The organism is Halomonas garicola, from assembly GCF_055382465.1.
Window position 1 is genome coordinate 30,980 of sequence record NZ_AP043931.1, and the last position, 16,010, is coordinate 46,989.

Annotated in this window: 17 protein-coding genes; 11 read left to right on the forward strand and 6 right to left on the reverse strand. The window is 62.7% G+C overall.

The features are described 5' to 3' along the window. Positions 1 to 12: 12 nt before the first annotated feature. Together ACZ46Y_RS00345 and ACZ46Y_RS00350 are read right to left on the reverse strand one after the other, a co-directional pair. Positions 13 to 555: a phosphatase PAP2 family protein gene (locus ACZ46Y_RS00345; protein ID WP_311946549.1), complete on the reverse strand. Its 543-nt coding sequence runs from the start codon at positions 553 to 555 to the stop codon at positions 13 to 15. Beyond that, positions 527 to 1,690 carry a glycosyltransferase family 4 protein gene (locus ACZ46Y_RS00350; protein WP_311954771.1) on the reverse strand — a complete coding sequence of 388 codons (1,164 nt, stop codon included), beginning with the start codon at positions 1,688 to 1,690 and terminating at the stop codon, positions 527 to 529. Before ACZ46Y_RS00350 ends, ACZ46Y_RS00345 begins: the two co-directional genes overlap by 29 nt. Positions 1,691 to 1,922: 232 nt before the next feature. Here ACZ46Y_RS00350 and ACZ46Y_RS00355 point away from each other — a divergent pair, with 232 nt between their 5' ends. The 8 genes from ACZ46Y_RS00355 (at position 1,923) to ACZ46Y_RS00390 (ending at position 8,142) form a co-directional block, all read left to right on the forward strand. Beyond that, positions 1,923 to 2,648 carry an HAD family hydrolase gene (locus ACZ46Y_RS00355; protein ID WP_311954770.1) on the forward strand — a complete coding sequence of 242 codons (726 nt, stop codon included), beginning with the start codon at positions 1,923 to 1,925 and terminating at the stop codon, positions 2,646 to 2,648. Between the two features lie 81 nt (positions 2,649 to 2,729). Continuing rightward, a complete protein-coding gene (locus ACZ46Y_RS00360; RefSeq protein ID WP_311946552.1) occupies positions 2,730 to 3,809 on the forward strand; it encodes an ABC transporter substrate-binding protein in 1,080 nt (359 codons plus the stop codon). A gap of 56 nt (positions 3,810 to 3,865) precedes the next feature. Beyond that, positions 3,866 to 4,690: an alkaline phosphatase family protein gene (locus ACZ46Y_RS00365; protein ID WP_311946553.1), complete on the forward strand. Its 825-nt coding sequence runs from the start codon at positions 3,866 to 3,868 to the stop codon at positions 4,688 to 4,690. Beyond that, positions 4,687 to 5,520, forward strand: coding sequence for an ABC transporter permease (locus ACZ46Y_RS00370; RefSeq protein ID WP_311946554.1), 834 nt, complete (start codon positions 4,687 to 4,689; stop codon positions 5,518 to 5,520). Before ACZ46Y_RS00365 ends, ACZ46Y_RS00370 begins: the two co-directional genes overlap by 4 nt. After that, entirely contained in the window at positions 5,504 to 6,364 is an 861-nt protein-coding gene (locus ACZ46Y_RS00375) for an ABC transporter permease (protein ID WP_311946555.1), read from the forward strand. Before ACZ46Y_RS00370 ends, ACZ46Y_RS00375 begins: the two co-directional genes overlap by 17 nt. Continuing rightward, positions 6,361 to 7,512 (forward strand): ABC transporter ATP-binding protein, encoded by a 1,152-nt coding sequence (locus ACZ46Y_RS00380; RefSeq protein ID WP_311954769.1) that lies wholly within the window; start codon positions 6,361 to 6,363, stop codon positions 7,510 to 7,512. The genes ACZ46Y_RS00375 and ACZ46Y_RS00380 overlap by 4 nt, the downstream gene beginning before the upstream one ends. After that, entirely contained in the window at positions 7,509 to 7,652 is a 144-nt protein-coding gene (locus ACZ46Y_RS00385) for a hypothetical protein (protein ID WP_311954768.1), read from the forward strand. The genes ACZ46Y_RS00380 and ACZ46Y_RS00385 overlap by 4 nt, the downstream gene beginning before the upstream one ends. A 49-nt stretch (positions 7,653 to 7,701) precedes the next feature. Continuing rightward, positions 7,702 to 8,142 carry an HAD family hydrolase gene (locus tag ACZ46Y_RS00390; RefSeq protein WP_464380055.1) on the forward strand — a complete coding sequence of 147 codons (441 nt, stop codon included), beginning with the start codon at positions 7,702 to 7,704 and terminating at the stop codon, positions 8,140 to 8,142. A 58-nt stretch (positions 8,143 to 8,200) separates the two neighbouring features. On the opposite strand, the gene ACZ46Y_RS00395 is transcribed toward ACZ46Y_RS00390, so the two are convergent. Further along, positions 8,201 to 9,217 carry a PhoX family protein gene (locus ACZ46Y_RS00395; RefSeq protein ID WP_311946559.1) on the reverse strand — a complete coding sequence of 339 codons (1,017 nt, stop codon included), beginning with the start codon at positions 9,215 to 9,217 and terminating at the stop codon, positions 8,201 to 8,203. Here ACZ46Y_RS00395 and ACZ46Y_RS00400 point away from each other — a divergent pair. The 3 genes from ACZ46Y_RS00400 to phnP are packed head-to-tail and all read left to right on the forward strand — an operon-like array spanning position 9,216 to position 11,336. Then, a complete protein-coding gene (locus tag ACZ46Y_RS00400; protein ID WP_311946560.1) occupies positions 9,216 to 10,034 on the forward strand; it encodes an alpha-D-ribose 1-methylphosphonate 5-triphosphate diphosphatase in 819 nt (272 codons plus the stop codon). The two genes, ACZ46Y_RS00395 and ACZ46Y_RS00400, sit on opposite strands and share 2 nt — an antisense overlap. Before the next feature lies 1 nt (position 10,035). Then, positions 10,036 to 10,578 (forward strand): ribose 1,5-bisphosphokinase, encoded by a 543-nt coding sequence (gene phnN / locus ACZ46Y_RS00405; protein WP_311946561.1) that lies wholly within the window; start codon positions 10,036 to 10,038, stop codon positions 10,576 to 10,578. Beyond that, on the forward strand, positions 10,575 to 11,336 hold the full coding sequence (phnP, locus tag ACZ46Y_RS00410; protein WP_311946562.1) for a phosphonate metabolism protein PhnP: 762 nt from the start codon (positions 10,575 to 10,577) through the stop codon (positions 11,334 to 11,336). Before phnN ends, phnP begins: the two co-directional genes overlap by 4 nt. Before the next feature lie 149 nt (positions 11,337 to 11,485). Here phnP and phoR read toward each other — a convergent pair whose 3' ends face one another. From phoR to ACZ46Y_RS00425, 3 genes are all read right to left on the reverse strand, one after another. Then, a complete protein-coding gene (gene phoR, locus ACZ46Y_RS00415) occupies positions 11,486 to 12,787 on the reverse strand; it encodes a phosphate regulon sensor histidine kinase PhoR (RefSeq protein ID WP_311954767.1) in 1,302 nt (433 codons plus the stop codon). A gap of 13 nt (positions 12,788 to 12,800) precedes the next feature. Then, positions 12,801 to 13,490, reverse strand: coding sequence for a phosphate regulon transcriptional regulator PhoB (gene phoB, locus ACZ46Y_RS00420; protein WP_311946563.1), 690 nt, complete (start codon positions 13,488 to 13,490; stop codon positions 12,801 to 12,803). Positions 13,491 to 14,370: 880 nt separating this feature from the next. Next, positions 14,371 to 15,929 (reverse strand): IS3 family transposase gene (locus tag ACZ46Y_RS00425; RefSeq protein ID WP_464380083.1). Its coding sequence is split into 2 segments (ribosomal slippage): positions 14,371 to 15,450 and positions 15,453 to 15,929, totalling 1,557 coding nucleotides; the frame shifts between segments, so codons are not numbered across the junction. Between the last annotated feature and the right edge of the window lie 81 nt (positions 15,930 to 16,010).

Here is a 16,010-nt window from a genome sequence, read left to right on the forward strand (position 1 = left end):
GTCTGGGCTGTATCAGCCCGCCAGAGCCAGGCTCGTCACGGCGAAGGCGTAACCGATGGCACCGCCGGCGATCACGTCGCTGACATAGTGCAGGCCGAGCCCGACCCGTGCCACCGCAATCAGCAGCGTCAGCGGTACCAGCCAGGGAAGCAGAGCGGGAGCATGGGCGCCAGTAAGCACGCAGAACATCACCGCGTGCATGGTGTGACCGCTGGGGAAGCTATAGCGGTCGCGTGCGGACTCCAGGCAGGTGATGCGTGCGCGGAAAGTAATGAAGGGTCGCTCACGGCATAACCGGGTCTTGACCAGTCGATACACGGCGATCGCCAGCAGGGCGGTGAGGCTGTACTGCAGCAGGTAGGTAAGCCCACCTTCCTCTTGTAGCCATGGCTGGGCGGCGATCAACGCCACCCACACCGGCCAGTCGCCGAGCTTGCTGGCCAAGCGTAGCGTGCCTAGCCAGGGGCGGTAGAGGCTGAAGCGGGCAATGCGCTGGCAGAGCCGCCACTCCAGCAGGTCGAGGCGGTCAAACGCCGCAGGGATGCGCGATTTCATGGGGACTTTCCCGGGCCCGTTGGAGAACGGTGAGAAAGGTATCGGCGATGGCCGACCAGCGGTACTCGAGGGCGCGCTGGCGCGCCGCGTGCCCCACCCGGGCATAGCAGTCCGGATGCTGACAGAGCCTAACGGCCGCGTCGCGAAAGCCTGCGTCGTCGTTCGGGGCAATGGCCAGGCCATTGCGCTCGTGGTCGATCAGCTCGGCGGCCGCGGCCTGGCGGAAGGCCACCACCGCCAGGCCGCTGGCCATGGCCTCCAGCACCACGTTGCCCCAGGTCTCGGAGAGCGAGGGAAAAAGAAAGAGGTCGGCGCTCGCGTAGTAGCGGGCCAGCGACTCGCGCGGTACGAAGCCGGTGAAGTGCGCATCGGGTAACGCGCGCTGAAGCCGCTGTCGTGCCGGACCATCGCCGACGATGACCAGGGCCATGTCAGGGCGGGCTTCGAGCAGAGCGCGAAAGCTCTCCTCGAGCAGTACGAGGTTTTTCTCCGAGGCGAGCCGGCCCACGTGGAGCGCCACGGGCTGGTGCTCGCCGACACCCCACTGCTCGCGCAGCAGCGAATCATGATGGAGAGGCGAGAAGCGCTCACCATCGATGCCGCGACCCATTACCTCCAGGTTTTGAAAGCCCTGTTCCGCTAGTCTCGCCGCCAGGGCGTGGGTAGGTACCAGCGTGGCCGCGCAGCCGTTGTGAAAGCGGCGCAGGGCGCTGAGTACGGCCGGGGCTACCCAGGGAAGATGGTAATCGTGGCAGTAGTGGTCGAAGTTGGTGTGCCAGCCCGCCACCACCGGGATGCCCAGGCGCCGGGCGACACTGCGCGCCGACCAGCCAAGCGGTCCCTGGGTGGCCAGATAGACGACGTCGGGGCGCTGATCCTGCCATAGGCGCTTGAGGCGACGCGGGGCAGGCAGGCCAAGGCGGACTTCCCGGTAGCCGGGAAGCGCCAGACCGCGCACCAGCAACTCCGCCCGTATCCCAGGGTGTCGCTCCTGGTGCCAGCCCTGGCGGGGCTGGGGCCGGACCAGCTGCAGGGCGCTGCCACGATCGTGCAGCTGGTCCGCGAGGTGGCTGAGCGTGTGGGCAACGCCATTGATGTCGGGTGGCCAGGTCTCGCTGACTAGACAAATACGCATGGGGCTTTCCTCGTCGTCGGTCGGCCAGGCAGGTCTTGTCCCAGAGTATGCCGGGCCACCATGACGAGACGGCGACAGTGTCATGAACAAACGGTGACCCTACCCACAGCTAAAGCTGGGGGAGCTCTCGCGTATGATTGATTGCGGTTCCATGGCAGACGGATGGCAGGGGGATGACGTCTGCTCGATGTCATGCCTCCGTCACGGGGAGGCGGCAGGATATGGATCGCTGATGCTCGACCAATTGGAGACTGTCATGCGCCTTGCCCTTTTCGATCTCGACGACACCTTGCTGGATGGCGACTGCAGCGCGCTATGGAACAACTGGATGGTGGAGCGTGGCTGGATTGCTTCCCCCGGAGAGTACCTGGCACGCACCCAGGCCATGAATGCGGCCTATCATGCGGGCCGGCTTCGGCTGGAGCAATATCTGGCCTTCACCCTCTCGCCGCTGGTGGGCCGTCACGCGGAGGAGGTCGCCATCGAGGTGGCAGCCTTCGTCACCATACGCATCGTACCGAGAGTGTTTCCCCAGGGACATAAACTGATGGCCCACCACCGCCGCCAGGGAGACCGACTGCTGTTGATCTCTTCCTCGTCGCAACACTTGGTAGCGCCAGTGGCCAAGCAATTGGGCATCGAGCAGGTGATCGCCGTGGAGCCGGCCCTCGACGAGGGTGTGTTTACCGGCGATACCACTGGTGTGCTCTCCTACCGGGGCGGCAAAGTCACCCGGCTGGAGGCCTGGCTGACCGAGCATAATGCCACCGCCAGTCACCTGAGTTTTTACTCCGACTCCAAGAACGATTTGCCGCTGCTCAATCGAGTGAATCGCCCGGTGGTGGTCAACCCCGACCCGGTGTTGGCCGAGATAGCCCGAGTCGAGGGGTGGGAGCGTCTTGACTGGCGCCAGGAGCCCCGGCCAACCATTCAATTGACACGCCTTTGTCATGTTTGACCTCTATTGTGCCTCCTGTCGGCCGCTTCTGAATTAGACCAGATGGCGGCTTCATCCTGATCATCTGCATGGAGCCACACCGTGAACCCGACACGCTCGACGCTGCTTCGACTCACCCTGACCGCCGCTCTGGGGACAACGCTTCTCGCCGGCCAGGCACATGCGACTTCCGACCTGTCAGAACTGATCGCCGCCGCCCAGGAGGAGGGCCGTGTCGACAGCGTCGGCATGCCGGATACCTGGGCCAATTGGAAAGACACCTGGGCCGACCTAAAGGAGAACTATGGTCTGGAGCACATGGACACCGACATGAGCTCCGCCGAGGAGATCGCCAAGTTCAAGGCCGAGGGCGAGAACGCGACTGCCGATATTGGTGACGTGGGGATCAGCTTTGGCCCGATTGCCGTGGCGGAAGACGTGACCCAGCCCTACAAGCCGACGACCTGGGAGGAGATTCCCGACTGGGCTAAAGATGAAGACGGCCACTGGATGCTCGGCTATACCGGCACCATTGCCCTTATGAGCAACAAGCAGCTGGTTGCGGAAGGAGAGCGTCCGCGCACCTTCGCTGATCTGACCGAAGGTGACTACACCGTGGCGGTGGGCGCCGTGGGTCAGGCCGCTCAGGCCAACAGCGCTGTGCTGGCGGCCGCCTATGCCAACGGTGGCGATGAAAGCAACCTGACGCCAGGACTGGAGCTGTTTGCCGAGCTGGCACGTCAGGGACGCCTGTCACTGGCGAATCCCAGCATTGCCAACCTGGAGAAAGGGGAGGTCGAAGTTGCGTTGCTGTGGGACTTCAATGCCCTGAACTATCGTGACCAGATCGACCGCGAGGCCTTCGACGTGGTGATTCCTTCCGACGCCTCGGTCACCTCGGGCTACGCCACCATCATCAACAAGCATGCGCCGCACCCCAACGCCGCCAAGCTGGCTCGCGAGTACATCCTCTCCGATGAGGGCCAGTTCAACCTGGCCGAGGGCTATGCGCGGCCGATCCGCGCCCAGCACCTGACGCTCCCCGAGGATATCGCCGCCAAGCTGCTGCCCAATGCGCAGTATGCCAACGCTCGGCCGGTAGAAGACTTCGATGCCTGGGAAAAGAGCGCCCGTCAGCTGCCGCGCCAGTGGCAGTCCCAGGTGCTGATCCATCAGCAGTAACGCCCCCTCATTCTCAGCCAATTGCCGCCTCCACAGGAGGCGGCAAGGAGTTCTGTATGTCTCACCGCGTCATCCTCGTGGTGCTCGACGGGCTCAACCATGCCGTGGGCCAGCATGCCATGGGCCATCTTCACGCCCTCTGTGAAGCCGGCCGCGGTAGCTACCACACACTCGATTGCGAGCTGCCGGCCATGTCGCGTCCGCTGTATGAGTGCCTGCTGACCGGCGATCGTCCGGTAGACTCCGGGGTGGTGCATAACCAGGTGGTGCGTCGTTCCACCGGTACCAGCCTGTTCGATCTGGCCGTTCGCCAGGGGCGGCGTACCGCGGCGGCGGCCTATCACTGGGTCAGCGAGCTGTATCTGGAGGCCCCCTTCGTGCCTGCTCGCCATCGCTTCCACCAGGATCCGGAGAGCGCGATCCAGGCCGGCCTGTTCTACTGGCAGGATCACTACCCTGACGATCACCTGTTCGGCGACGCCGAGGCATTGCGCCGACTCAACGACCCCGATTTCCTGCTGGTGCACAGCATGAACATCGATGATGCCGGCCACCGGCATGGCGGGGAATCGCCCCAGTACCGCAATACCGCGCGGCGGGCCGATATTGCCCTAGCGGATTATCTGCCGCGCTGGTTGGCCGATGGTTATCAGGTGATGGTGACCGCCGACCACGGCATGAACGCCGACGGTTCTCACTCGGGCCTGTTGGAAGAGGAGCGTCGGGTACCACTGTGGCTGTTTGGCGAGGCGTTTGCTCACGACTCGGTAGCAACGCTGCTCCAACCTCGGCTGTGCGGCACCCTGGTCACCCTGCTGGGCTTGGAGCACGACAAGCCTCATCACCCCGAGTTGCTGGCCGAGGGGAGGGTGACACCGTGAAGCGTCTGCTGCCCGCCTGGCTGTGGCTGATGCCCTTTGCGCTCGTCTTCGTCGCCTTCCAGCTGGCCCCTCTGGGCTGGATCGCCATCAGCGCCTTTCAGGTCGAGGGGAGCTGGGGACTTGGCCATTTCCGGGAAATCTCCGGCTCGCCCTTCTTTCGCCAGGCCATCTGGCGCAGCCTGGAGGTCTCGCTGGTCTCGAGCCTGCTGGGGCTGATCATCGCCACCCTGGCGTGCCACAGCCTGACCCGCACCAGCGGCCCACTGCGGCGCTGGATGATCGCCTTCACCAACATGACCAGCAATTTTGCCGGGGTGCCGCTGGCCTTCGCGTTCATCATTTTAATGGGCGCCAACGGGGTGCTGACCCTGGCCCTCCAGCGTGTGGGACTGATTGAGGATTTCTCGCTCTATTCGCGTACCGGTCTGATCGTCATCTACACCTGGTTCCAGATCCCGCTGGGCATGCTGTTGCTGTTTCCCGCCTTCGAGGGGCTGCGTGCCGACTGGCGCGACGCCGCCAACCTGCTGGGCGCCGGGCGAGTCGCCTACTGGCGCCATATCGGTCTGCCGGTACTGCGGCCGGCGCTGGCGGGCACGCTGACGATCCTGATCGCCAACGCCATGGGCGCTTACGCCACCGTCTACGCCCTGGTCAACACCAGCTACAACCTCATGACCATTCGTATCGCCAACCTGGTGTCGGGGGACCTGTTCCTGCAGCCCAATCTGGCCAGCGCCCTGGCGCTGGTGCTGGTGGGGCTGTTGGCACTGGTCACCCTGATCCAGCAATGGATAGTGCGCAGGAGCCATCATGTTGCAGAACGCTGATCTCACCCTGTCTCGGCCAAGGGGCTTTGCACTGCCGGTGCTGCGTCTTTCACGGCCGTCCCCCTATGCGCTGGTGGTGTGGGGTGTCTTCACCCTGCTGGCACTGCCGCTGGTCGCCACGCTGGGGTATGCACTGGCATCCAGCTGGGGGGCCACGCTGCTGCCGGATGGGCTGACTCTCAAGTGGTTCCTGGAACTGTGGAGTACGCCGCGCTTCCAGTGGGCCTTCGCCCGCTCGATGCTGGTAACGGTGGGGGCTCTGGCGCTGAGCCTGGTACTGGTGGTGCCGGTCGCCTTCCTGGCGCATACCCGCTACCCGCGATTGGATGCCTGGATGAATGGACTGATCCTGGTGCCCTTTGCCGTGCCGCCGGTGGTCTCCTCGGTCGGGCTGCTGCAGCTCTACGCCGGCGGACCGCTGCCGCTGGTGGGCACGCCCTGGATTCTGATGTTCACCTACGTGACGATCGCACTGCCCTTCGTCTACCGGGCCATCGCCAACAGCCTGCGCACCATTGAGGTGACGTCGCTGATGGAGGCGGCGCAGCTGCTCGGCGCAACGCCCTTCAAGACCTTCTTCCTGGTCATATTGCCCAATATCCGCGTTGGGGTGCAGGTCGCCGTCTTTCTCTCCTTCTCCTTCCTGGTGGGCGAATTCGTCTTCGCCAATATGCTGGTGGGGACGCGTTTCGAGACCCTGCAGGTGTATCTCAACAATATGCGCGGTGCCAGCGGCCACTTCACCAGCGCGCTGGTGATCACGCTCTTCCTGTTCACGCTGCTGCTGACCTGGCTGGGGAATCGCCAGGCCGGCCACACCATTACCAAGGAGGCCCGCTCATGACGACCTTGACTGCCGATACGCTTTCCAACGATGCGACGCTACTGCCTGATACTCCTGATACAGCCTGTGATGACGCGGGGCCAGTGGCTAGCCCCGCATCGGCAGCGGCCCCGGAATATCTGCGTCTGGAAGGCCTGGCCAAGCGCTTCGGCGAAACCCAGGTGCTTTCACAGATCGACGCCGAGATCGCCAAGGGAGAGTTCGTGACGCTGCTGGGTCCCTCGGGCTGCGGCAAGTCGACTCTGCTGCGGGCCATCGCCGGCCTGAATCAGCTCGACGACGGCCGTATCGTAGTGGATGACGAGGAGATCACGGCGCTTCCTCCGCAGCAACGCGGCGTCGGCATGGTCTTCCAGCACTATGCGCTGTTTCCCAACATGCGGGTGACCGATAACGTCGCTTTCGGCCTGCGCATGCAGAAGGTGCCTCAGGAAGAGCGGCGTCGCCGCGTCGATGAGGTGCTGCGCCTGGTTGAACTCCAGGCCCATGCCGACAAGTTTCCCCACCAGCTCTCCGGTGGCCAGTGCCAGCGCGTGGCCCTGGCGCGGGCGCTGGTGGTCGAGCCGCGCATCCTGCTGATGGATGAGCCGCTCTCGGCACTCGATGCGCGTATCCGCGGTCATCTACGCGAGCAGCTGCGTGATATCCAGCAGACGCTGGGTCTGACGACGCTATTTGTCACCCACGACCAGGAAGAGGCATTGATGATGTCCGATCGCATCTTTCTGATGCATGACGGGCGCATCCTGCAGCAAGGGGCTGCCGAAGAGCTGTATACCCGGCCCAGCGGCCGTCATGCGGCGGGCTTCATGGGGCACTACAATGTGCTGCTCGGCGATCAAGCGCGTCCGTTGCTGGGAGACAGTGTCGATTCGGCACGCGTGGCGCTGCGGCCTGAGACCCTCTACCTCCAGCCTCTGACAGAAGGGGCGATGAGTGTGGCGTTACCGGTTCGCCCGGGCCCGGGGTGCCGGGGAGTGATCCGCCGTCGCCAGCTGCTGGGCAATATCGTGCGCTATGCGGTGGCGTGTGCCGGGGTCGTGCTCTCGGTCGATGCGCTTAACCGCGGTAGCCGCCATCTGCTGGCGAAAGAGAGCGAAGTGCTGGTGGTGGTGGATCTCGATGAGGTTCAGGAGTTCGAGGAGTGAGTATGTCCCGTTCGGCGATGCGCCTGGCGCTTTTCGATCTGGATGACACCCTGCTCGATGGGGACATCACCGGGTTTTGGGACGAATGGTTGATCGAGCAGGGCTGGATCGCCGATGCCATCGGGTACCACCATACTTGATATGGAGGCGCATCTGCAGTTCCTTCTCGCCTCTCTGGCGGGACGCTCTGTGCAGGAAGTGGCCGAGCAGGTCGACGTCTTTCTCGAACGCCGCATCATGCCGCGGCTGTTTCCGGGAGGGCTGGCACAGGTGGCCTGGCACCGGCAGCAGGCGCACACCACCGTGATCATCTCGGCCTCGACCGCCCAGCTGGTAGTGCCACTAGCCAAGCGTCTGGGCTGTGATGCCGCCCTGGCGACGGCCCTTGAGCAAGAGGCGGGGCGCTATACGGGCCAGGCCAGAGGCACCCGCACGTTCCGGGAGGGGAAGCTTCAGGCCCTGCGGGAATGGTTGGGTGATACGCCATTGGCAGAAACCTGGGGCTACTCGGACTCACGTAACGACTTGCCGCTGCTCGAGGCCGTGGAAAAGCCCCACGCCATCAATCCGGATCCGGTGCTCGCCGGCATTGCGCGTCAACGAGGCTGGGCGATGCCCTCGTGGCGGTAAAGACACCGCCGATGCCGTATTGGCTCCTGAAGCTGACTGAGTCATAGGTGTCATCAGGTCAGCCGATGGCGCCACCGCCCTGACGAGTGATGACCACCAGCGACGGGCGCGGCGGCATGTCGTCCTGGAAGTCCGGCCAGCGGGTCGCCGGGTCCTCGAAGGTGGAGGGGCGCCCCTTGCGGCCTGCATAGGCCTCGGTACCGTCGGCGGCCGGGTGCTGCACGGCGACGAACAGGGCGCCGTCGTCCGGGCTGAAGCAGGGGCCGCACATCTCGGCGCCCAGCGGTACGCGGAAGAACATCTTGCCGGTGCCGCGCCGCTCGCCCTGAGTCTCCAGGGCCCAGACGCCGTCGGCGGTGCCGGACTTCGCCCAGTTGCTGCCCTGATCGGTGGCCACCCACAATCGACCGCGATGATCGACGGCACAGTTGTCCGGCGCGGCGAACCAGCCGTTCTCGCTGGTGGCCGGGTTCCACAGGGCGCCCACCTCGGCGCGGGATGGATCGCCGCATTTGACCAGGATCTCCCAGCGGTCGCGGCTGGCGGCGTGATCGCCGTTCTCAGTGACAATCTCGATGATATGCCCGAAGGTATTGTCGGCGCGGGGGTTGGCGGCATCCACCTGGCCCGCGGTGCGCTCGGTGTTGTTGGTCAGCATCACGTAGACGCGGCCGGTCTCGGGGTTGGCCTCGACGTCTTCCGGGCGATCCATCGGCGTGGCGCCCAGGGCGTCGCCGGCGAGCCGCGTCTTGATCAGCACCTCGGCCTGGCTGGCGAAGCCGTTCTCCGCGGTCAGCGGCCCCTGGCCGTGGACCAGCGGCAGCCAGGCGACGCTGCCGTCGGCATCGAAGCGCGCCACGTAGAGGGTGCCGTTATCCAGGAGATCACGGTTGTTGGCGGGGCTGGCCGTATCCACCGGGTCGCGGGTGACGAACTTGTAGAGGTAGTCGAAGCGCTGGTCGTCGCCCATGTAGACCACCAGGCGACCGTCCTGGGAGACCACGCTGGCCGCGCCCTCGTGCTTGAAGCGGCCCAGGGCGGTGCGCTTGATCGGCGATGTAGATGAGCAGAGCATGCGTCACGACTCCTTGAAGGCCATGCATGACGCCATCGTCGGGATTCAGCAGGAAGGCTTGGCCCGGGTGGATCATCGTATTCACCTGCGCTGTGAGGTCAGCCATCCGGATACCCTGAGCAACTTCCGCGCCCTGGCGGATTCGCCGCTGCTCGGCTTGGTATCGTTAATGGATCACGCCCCGGGGCAGCGCCAGTTCGTTAGTCTCGAGGCGTATCGCGTCTATTATCAGGGCAAGCATGAGCTGAGCGACGCGGATATGGAAATCTATCTAGAACGCCAACTGGCCAACAGTGCGCGCTACAGCAACGAGTATCGCCGCACTATTTCGGCGGAGGCCAGGACTCTCGGCCTGGCCCTGGCCAGCCACGACGACGCCACCCTCGAGCATGTCGCCGAAAGTCACGAGTACGGCATGCGCATCGCTGAATTCCCGACTACTCGGGAGGCCGCCGAAGCCTCGCATCGTAACGGCATGGCGGTGATGATGGGCGCTCCCAACGTGGTGCGCGGCGGCTCGCACTCCGGCAACATCGCCGCCACCGAGATGATTGGACTCGGGGTGTTGGATATTCTCTCGTCGGATTATTATCCCGCCGCGCTTCTCGATGCCGTGTTTAAGTCCGCGCAGATCGAACAGGGATATTCGCTGCCCAGGGCGGTGGCCAGCGCCGCGCGACACCCGGCACAGGCGGTGGGCTTGACCGATCGCGGGCGTCTCGCCCAAGGACTGCGCGCGGATCTCTTGCGCGTACGGACGGTCGACGACCATCCGATCCTGAAACGGGCGTGGTGCGCCGGAAGGCAGGTGCACTGATATGGCCCGTCTCGTCTACCTCATGGGCGCCAGCGGTGTGGGCAAGGACAGCCTGCTGAGCGCCATTCGTCAACGCCACCCTGAACTGCTGGTGGCGCACCGCTATATTACGCGCTGGAGCGGACATCATGAAAACTGCGTGAGCCTATCCGCGCAAGAGTTCACCGAACGCCGTCACGCCGGCCTGTTCTGTCTCGACTGGCAGGCACACGGCCTCGAGTACGGCATCGGCATCGAGGTGGAGCACTGGCTAAAGCGTGATTATACGGTCATCGTCAATGGTAGTCGACGCGCCTTCGCTCGCGCGCGTGAGCGTTTCGGTGAGCAGTTGCTTCCGATATTGGTGTGTGCGGAACCGCAGGTATTGCGTCAGCGTTTGATTCAGCGTGGCCGTGAGACGCGCTTCGAGATCGAACGGCGCCTAGCGCAGCATCAGCGTCTGGAAGCGGAGCTAGTGGGTGTCGAGCGCCTCAACAATAACAAGGCGCTGCACCACAGCGTGGCGGCACTGCAGAGATTGCTCAGTGCCGAGTGCATCTCATGAAATTTCGCTTTACCGGTACCGGTGACAGTGCCCAGGTGCCGCGTTTCGGCTGCCATTGCCCGGCCTGCGAACGCGCCCGGCTGATGAGCCGTTATCGACGCGGCCCTTGCAGTGCCGAGATCTATAGCGGCGGTGAGCGCTATCTGCTCGACGCCGGGCGCATGGACCTGGCCGCTAGCTGCGAGCGCGAACGCCCCGCCGGCGTGCTGCTCACGCACTATCATGCGGATCATGTGCAGGGGCTGTTGCATCTGCGCTGGGGAGTGGGCGAATCGATACCGGTCTACGGTCCCAGAGATGCCGAGGGCTGTGCCGATCTGTATAAACACCCGGGCATTCTCGATTTCAGACCCGGGCTCGAGCCGTTCCAGCCGTTGAGGCTGGGCGCGATGGAGGTCATACCGGTACCGCTCAATCACAGCAAGCCCACGCTGGGTTACTGTATTACCGACTCGATGACCAGGCTCGCCTATCTGACCGATACTGTTGGGCTGCCCGATGTCACCGAGCGGTTTTTACGCCAGTGGCAGCCGGATGTCGTCATCCTTGACGCCACCCATCCGGCCAGCCATATGGCGCCGCGTAACCATAACAACGTCACCATGGCGCTCGACATTCTCGAGCGTCTGAACCCTTCCCAAGGCTGGTTGACGCACCTGAGCCACGACGTCGATGCCGAGGCGCTGACTACCTGTTTATCATTGCCAGCGAACATGTCACTGGCTTGGGATGGACTCGAAATTGAGTTACCCGATTAGCAATAATCGTCTGCTCGGCTCCAGCCGCTTTTCGCCGGGGAAGCCGGCCTGGCGGCGCCGGTAGAGGTCTGGCGCGGCGACATGGCGCGCGATACGCCATTACCGGCCGTTATGACTAAAGAGGGGTTAGCCGTTCGCGTGGTGAAACATCAGGAAGGCGATGCCACTACCAGCTGGCGGGGAAACACACAGCGAAAGGTCGCCCCCTGGCCCAGCTGGGAGTCGATCTCCAGCCGTGCTTCGTGACGCAACAGCACGTGTTTGACGATGGCAAGCCCGAGCCCGGTGCCGCCGGTAGCGGTGCTGCGGCCTTTATCAACGCGATAAAAACGCTCGGTAAGGCGTGGTATATGGGTCGCCGCGATTCCTTCGCCGTCGTCCTGCACCTCGACGCAAGCGCCGTCACCCAGCGTCCGCCAGCGCAAGACGATCTGGCTGCCCGGTCCTGAATAGCGCACGGCATTGAACGCCAGGTTGGATATTGCGCTCTGCAGTTCTTGTTCGCAGCCCATCAGGCCAAGGGTGCTGTGTAGCTCCAGGGTGATACGTTGCCCGCTGTCAGACAGTGCCTCAGCGTCACGGCGTATGGTCTCCAGCATGCTGGCAAGGTTGAGGCGGCGGGCATCCTCGCCGCTTCGATCATTGCTTTCGAGCCGCGAAAGCAGCAGCAGGTCATCGACCAGGTTTTGCATGCGAGCGGTCTGCTTTTGCATCTGCGACAGGCTGCACTCAAGCCTTGACGGTAGAGCCTCGGCCATATCCTGATAGATTTCCAGATACCCGGTCAGCACGGTCAGCGGCGTGCGAAGCTCGTGGGAAACGTTGGCCACGAAATCGCGGCGTATTTGCTCCAGTCGATGCAAACGCGTGATATCGCGCGCCATCAGCAGGCGTTCACCGTTATCGTTAAGGGTGATCTGGCACTGCAGAACCAATTGCTCATCGATAGGTGAGGTCAGGGTCAAGGGCTCACGATAGTCCAGCGCATGAAAGTAGTCGACGAAGTGCGGGTTGCGCAGCAGGAAAATTATGTGCTGACGCCGATCCTGACTACTTTTGAGACCAAGCATACGTTCAGCGGCACTATTCCACCATTCTATGTAACCGTGGCGATCGAGCATGACCACGCTGTCGCGCATGGCCTCTGAAGAATCCTTGATACGCGACAGGGTATCGCGCAGCCGCCGCTGGGTGGTCTGTTGAGCCTTATGATAGCGATAGAGGCGATTGAACAAATCATCCCATACGCCGCCACTAACGAGGGGTTGGTTGGAGGAGAGGCGGGTCAGCCATTGGTGCAGCGCGTGGAGCTGGCGCAGCTGGTAAAAAAGATACGCGCCCAAGGCAGCCGCAAGGCCGACACCTACGGCAGAAAGCAGCCAGCCAAGCAGCACGCCAAGACCGCACAGCATACCCAGGCGCCACAGCTCCCGCTGCCAAAGTCGCGTCATATCAGTGCCTGGCTCAGTATTTGGTGGAGAAACGATAGCCCATGCCACGCACGGTCTGGATGAGCTGTTGGTGGGATTCGCCAAGCGCCTTGCGCAGCCGGCGAATATGCACGTCCACGGTGCGCTCATCGATATAGACGTTGCCACCCCACACCTGGTCAAGCAGCTGATCTCGGGTGTAGACACGTTCCTGATGCGTCATGAAGAATTGCAGCAGACGATATTCGGTAGGGCCAAGCTCCAGCGTCTTGCCATTGCTGCTGACGCGATGACCGACGGGGTCGAGCATCAAGCCGTTCACCTCCACCGCCTCATCGACGCCGTGGGGTGTCGTACGTCGCAATACCGCTCTTAAGCGAGCCATCAGTTCACGAGGCGAAAAGGGTTTGGCAATGTAGTCGTCTGCACCGGTTTCCAGTCCTTGAATCTTATTGTCCTCTTCGCCTTTTGCGGTCAGCATGATGATCGGCAGCTCGGCAGTCACCGGATCACGCTTGAGGCGGCGCGCCAGTTCGAGGCCGCTGGTGCCGGGCATCATCCAGTCGAGCAATACCAGATCGGGTTGATGATCGACGATCAACGAATGAGCCGCTTGGGCGCTGCCCGCTTCCAGTACGCGGTAATCGGCCATCTCCAGCGACAAAGCGATCATTTCTCGAATTGGCGCTTCATCATCGACAATCAGTACGGTCTTTGCGGTCATCCTGGGCTCCAGGTCAAGGATACTGATAATGACGGGTCGGTGACGATGACAGCATCTTCTTGTGACAATAGTGTGACAAGACAGCGTGCCGGAGATCGTGGCTTATTCGCAATCTGCTGGGCAAGGTCAGCAATCAACAGGGCCTCTTTTCTTGTCTTTGTGATGAGGCCAACGCGGGGAGGCTGCCGGTCTATCGGTCCAGAGGTTACTAAAAAGTCAAGAACACATGAATCATCTCTGATACGATCATTTTATGTACTTTACAACTCTTTGCTAATATTTTTTTACCGATATCGCCGGTACTAGGAGTAGAACTCAGTATTTACTGAGGATGCCTGGAAACCGGTGGGGTGCGCCACTCATTCTCGCAGCTCCAGGCGTTGGAAGGCAGGCCACAGGCGATGCATGCAATCGTGCAGCTCGGCAGTCGTCGGGACAGTAGTCACCGGCCGGGCATAGGTCTCTTCCTGGCATTGCCCCGTGCGCGCTACCTGGATGGCATAACGCTTGACGCCTTGTGCGGCAAGGTCTAGCGCCAGGTATCGCAGGTTCTCCAAGTTGAAGTTGCGCCAGTGAACCGTGGTACGGCACTCGAACGCAACATCGCTGGCCAGCAGCTGGGCCAGGCTCTCCCGAGGGGCGTCGGCTATACCGGGTCTCGGTGAACAACCTGGTGGGTTTACACAGCTAGCACTTCCCCTTGCCGGGCGTGCAGGGAGACTGTCACCCCCAAGTCATCCCGAGGCATCATCCTCGGAAACAGCACCATAAAATACTGGCCATGAAAATGGTGCGTGACCCATTTCATTGAATCACTACAAATCCGGCCGGGTGATCGGAGTCTGTCAACATAGTTGCCATATAAAATGACTTCGGCTCTTTAAAATCCTGCGGCCTGTGGTACTGGGTCCCGTTCGGGATTCAGGTGCACTACATCCGGCAGGCTGAGTTTCCGGATCTCACCTGACCACCGCTCCGGGTGGCGCTGCTTCGCGGCTTCAAAAACCTCTCGGCGCTGCGTCAGAATGCCTTTGGCCTCGCCGTTGTGACGCTGGCTCGGCGTGACGTAGCGCAGGGCGCTGTGCCGGTGCTCATGGTTGTACCACTCGGTGAATTGCTGGACCCAGTCTTGTGCCTCGGCCAGCGTGGCGAAGCCGTCGGCGGGGAATCCCGGCCGGTACTTCAGTGTCTTGAAGGCCGACTCGGCGAAGGCGTTGTCGTTGCTAACCCTTGGCCGGCTGTACGACGGGGTGATGCCCAGATCGTAGAGCTTCTCCAGGAAGGTCGCCGCCTTCATCGGACTGCCGTTATCGGAATGCAAAATCAAGGGTTTATGAGGGTCTGTCAGATGCTCTCGCCAGCAGGCTTTCTGGATCAGTTCGGCGGCCAGTTCGCCGGTTTCCGTTTCGTAGACCTCGTGCCCGACGATCTTGCGGCTGAAGATGTCCATGATCAGGTACAGGTACCACCAAGTACCGCGTGCAGGGCCCGGTAACCAGCTGATATCCCAGCACCAAAGCCGGTTTGGCGCCGTGGCCTGGTGCGTGGTCGGCGGTCGCTTGCGCTGTGGGGCCTGCTGTCGGCCCCGATGGTGTTGCTGGTCATATTCATGAAGCACTCGGTACATCGTCGACTCAGAGGCCAGGTAGCGGCCCTTGTCCGCCTGATCGGCCACGATGAAGGCGGGAGGGCGGCTCCGATACTCCGGGGCGTTGCACAGCGCCACAACAGCCTCTCGTTCCTCGGGCGACAGCTTGTTGGCCGGCTCCGGGCGGTCGGCGTCGGGGCGGCGATCCGCCGTCACTTCGCCTTCCGCAACCCAGCGGTAATAGGTTCGCACATTGATGCCCATCACCTGACAGGCCTTGGCCAGCCGAGCACCGTCACGCTGGGCGTCTTGCACCAGAGTCACGATACGCTGGCGATCCGGGAGGCTGGTCAGTCGTCCTCGTCGTTGGTCGTGCCCCAGATCGCCTCGGCTTTTTTTGACAGGGCCAATAGCGCCGCCGTCTCGGCCAGGGCCTTGTCCTTGCGGTGCAGCTCGCGCTCCAGCTTACGGAGTCGCTTCTGCTCCGCCTTACGCGCCTGTCGAAGCTGCTTGGCCTGCGCTGCCGCATCATCGTTGGCGTTCATGCAGGCATCCCGCCAGGCCTCCACCTGCTCGGGGTAGAGCCCGCGCTCGCGGCAGTAGGCGCTGACTTCCGCCTCGTTCATCGGAGCTGTCTCCAGGACGATCTGGAACTTCTCCTGGCTGGTCCACTGATCGGGTTGGGTGGAACGTGATGGCAAAACCTGTCCTCGTGCTCTGGCCTGTTTCCGCCAATTGTAGAGGGTTGTCGCGGTGATGCCTTCCTGCTCGGCTAATTCCGGGATGGTCATGCTCATGGGCGGTGCCATCTTCTTGAGGATGGCTTCCTTACGCTCTGCTGGGTAACGCATGTTGATCACCTCTCAATCCGTTTGGGTGACAACTACGCTGGCAGATAGGGTGATGACTACGCTGACAGACAAGGGGAATGA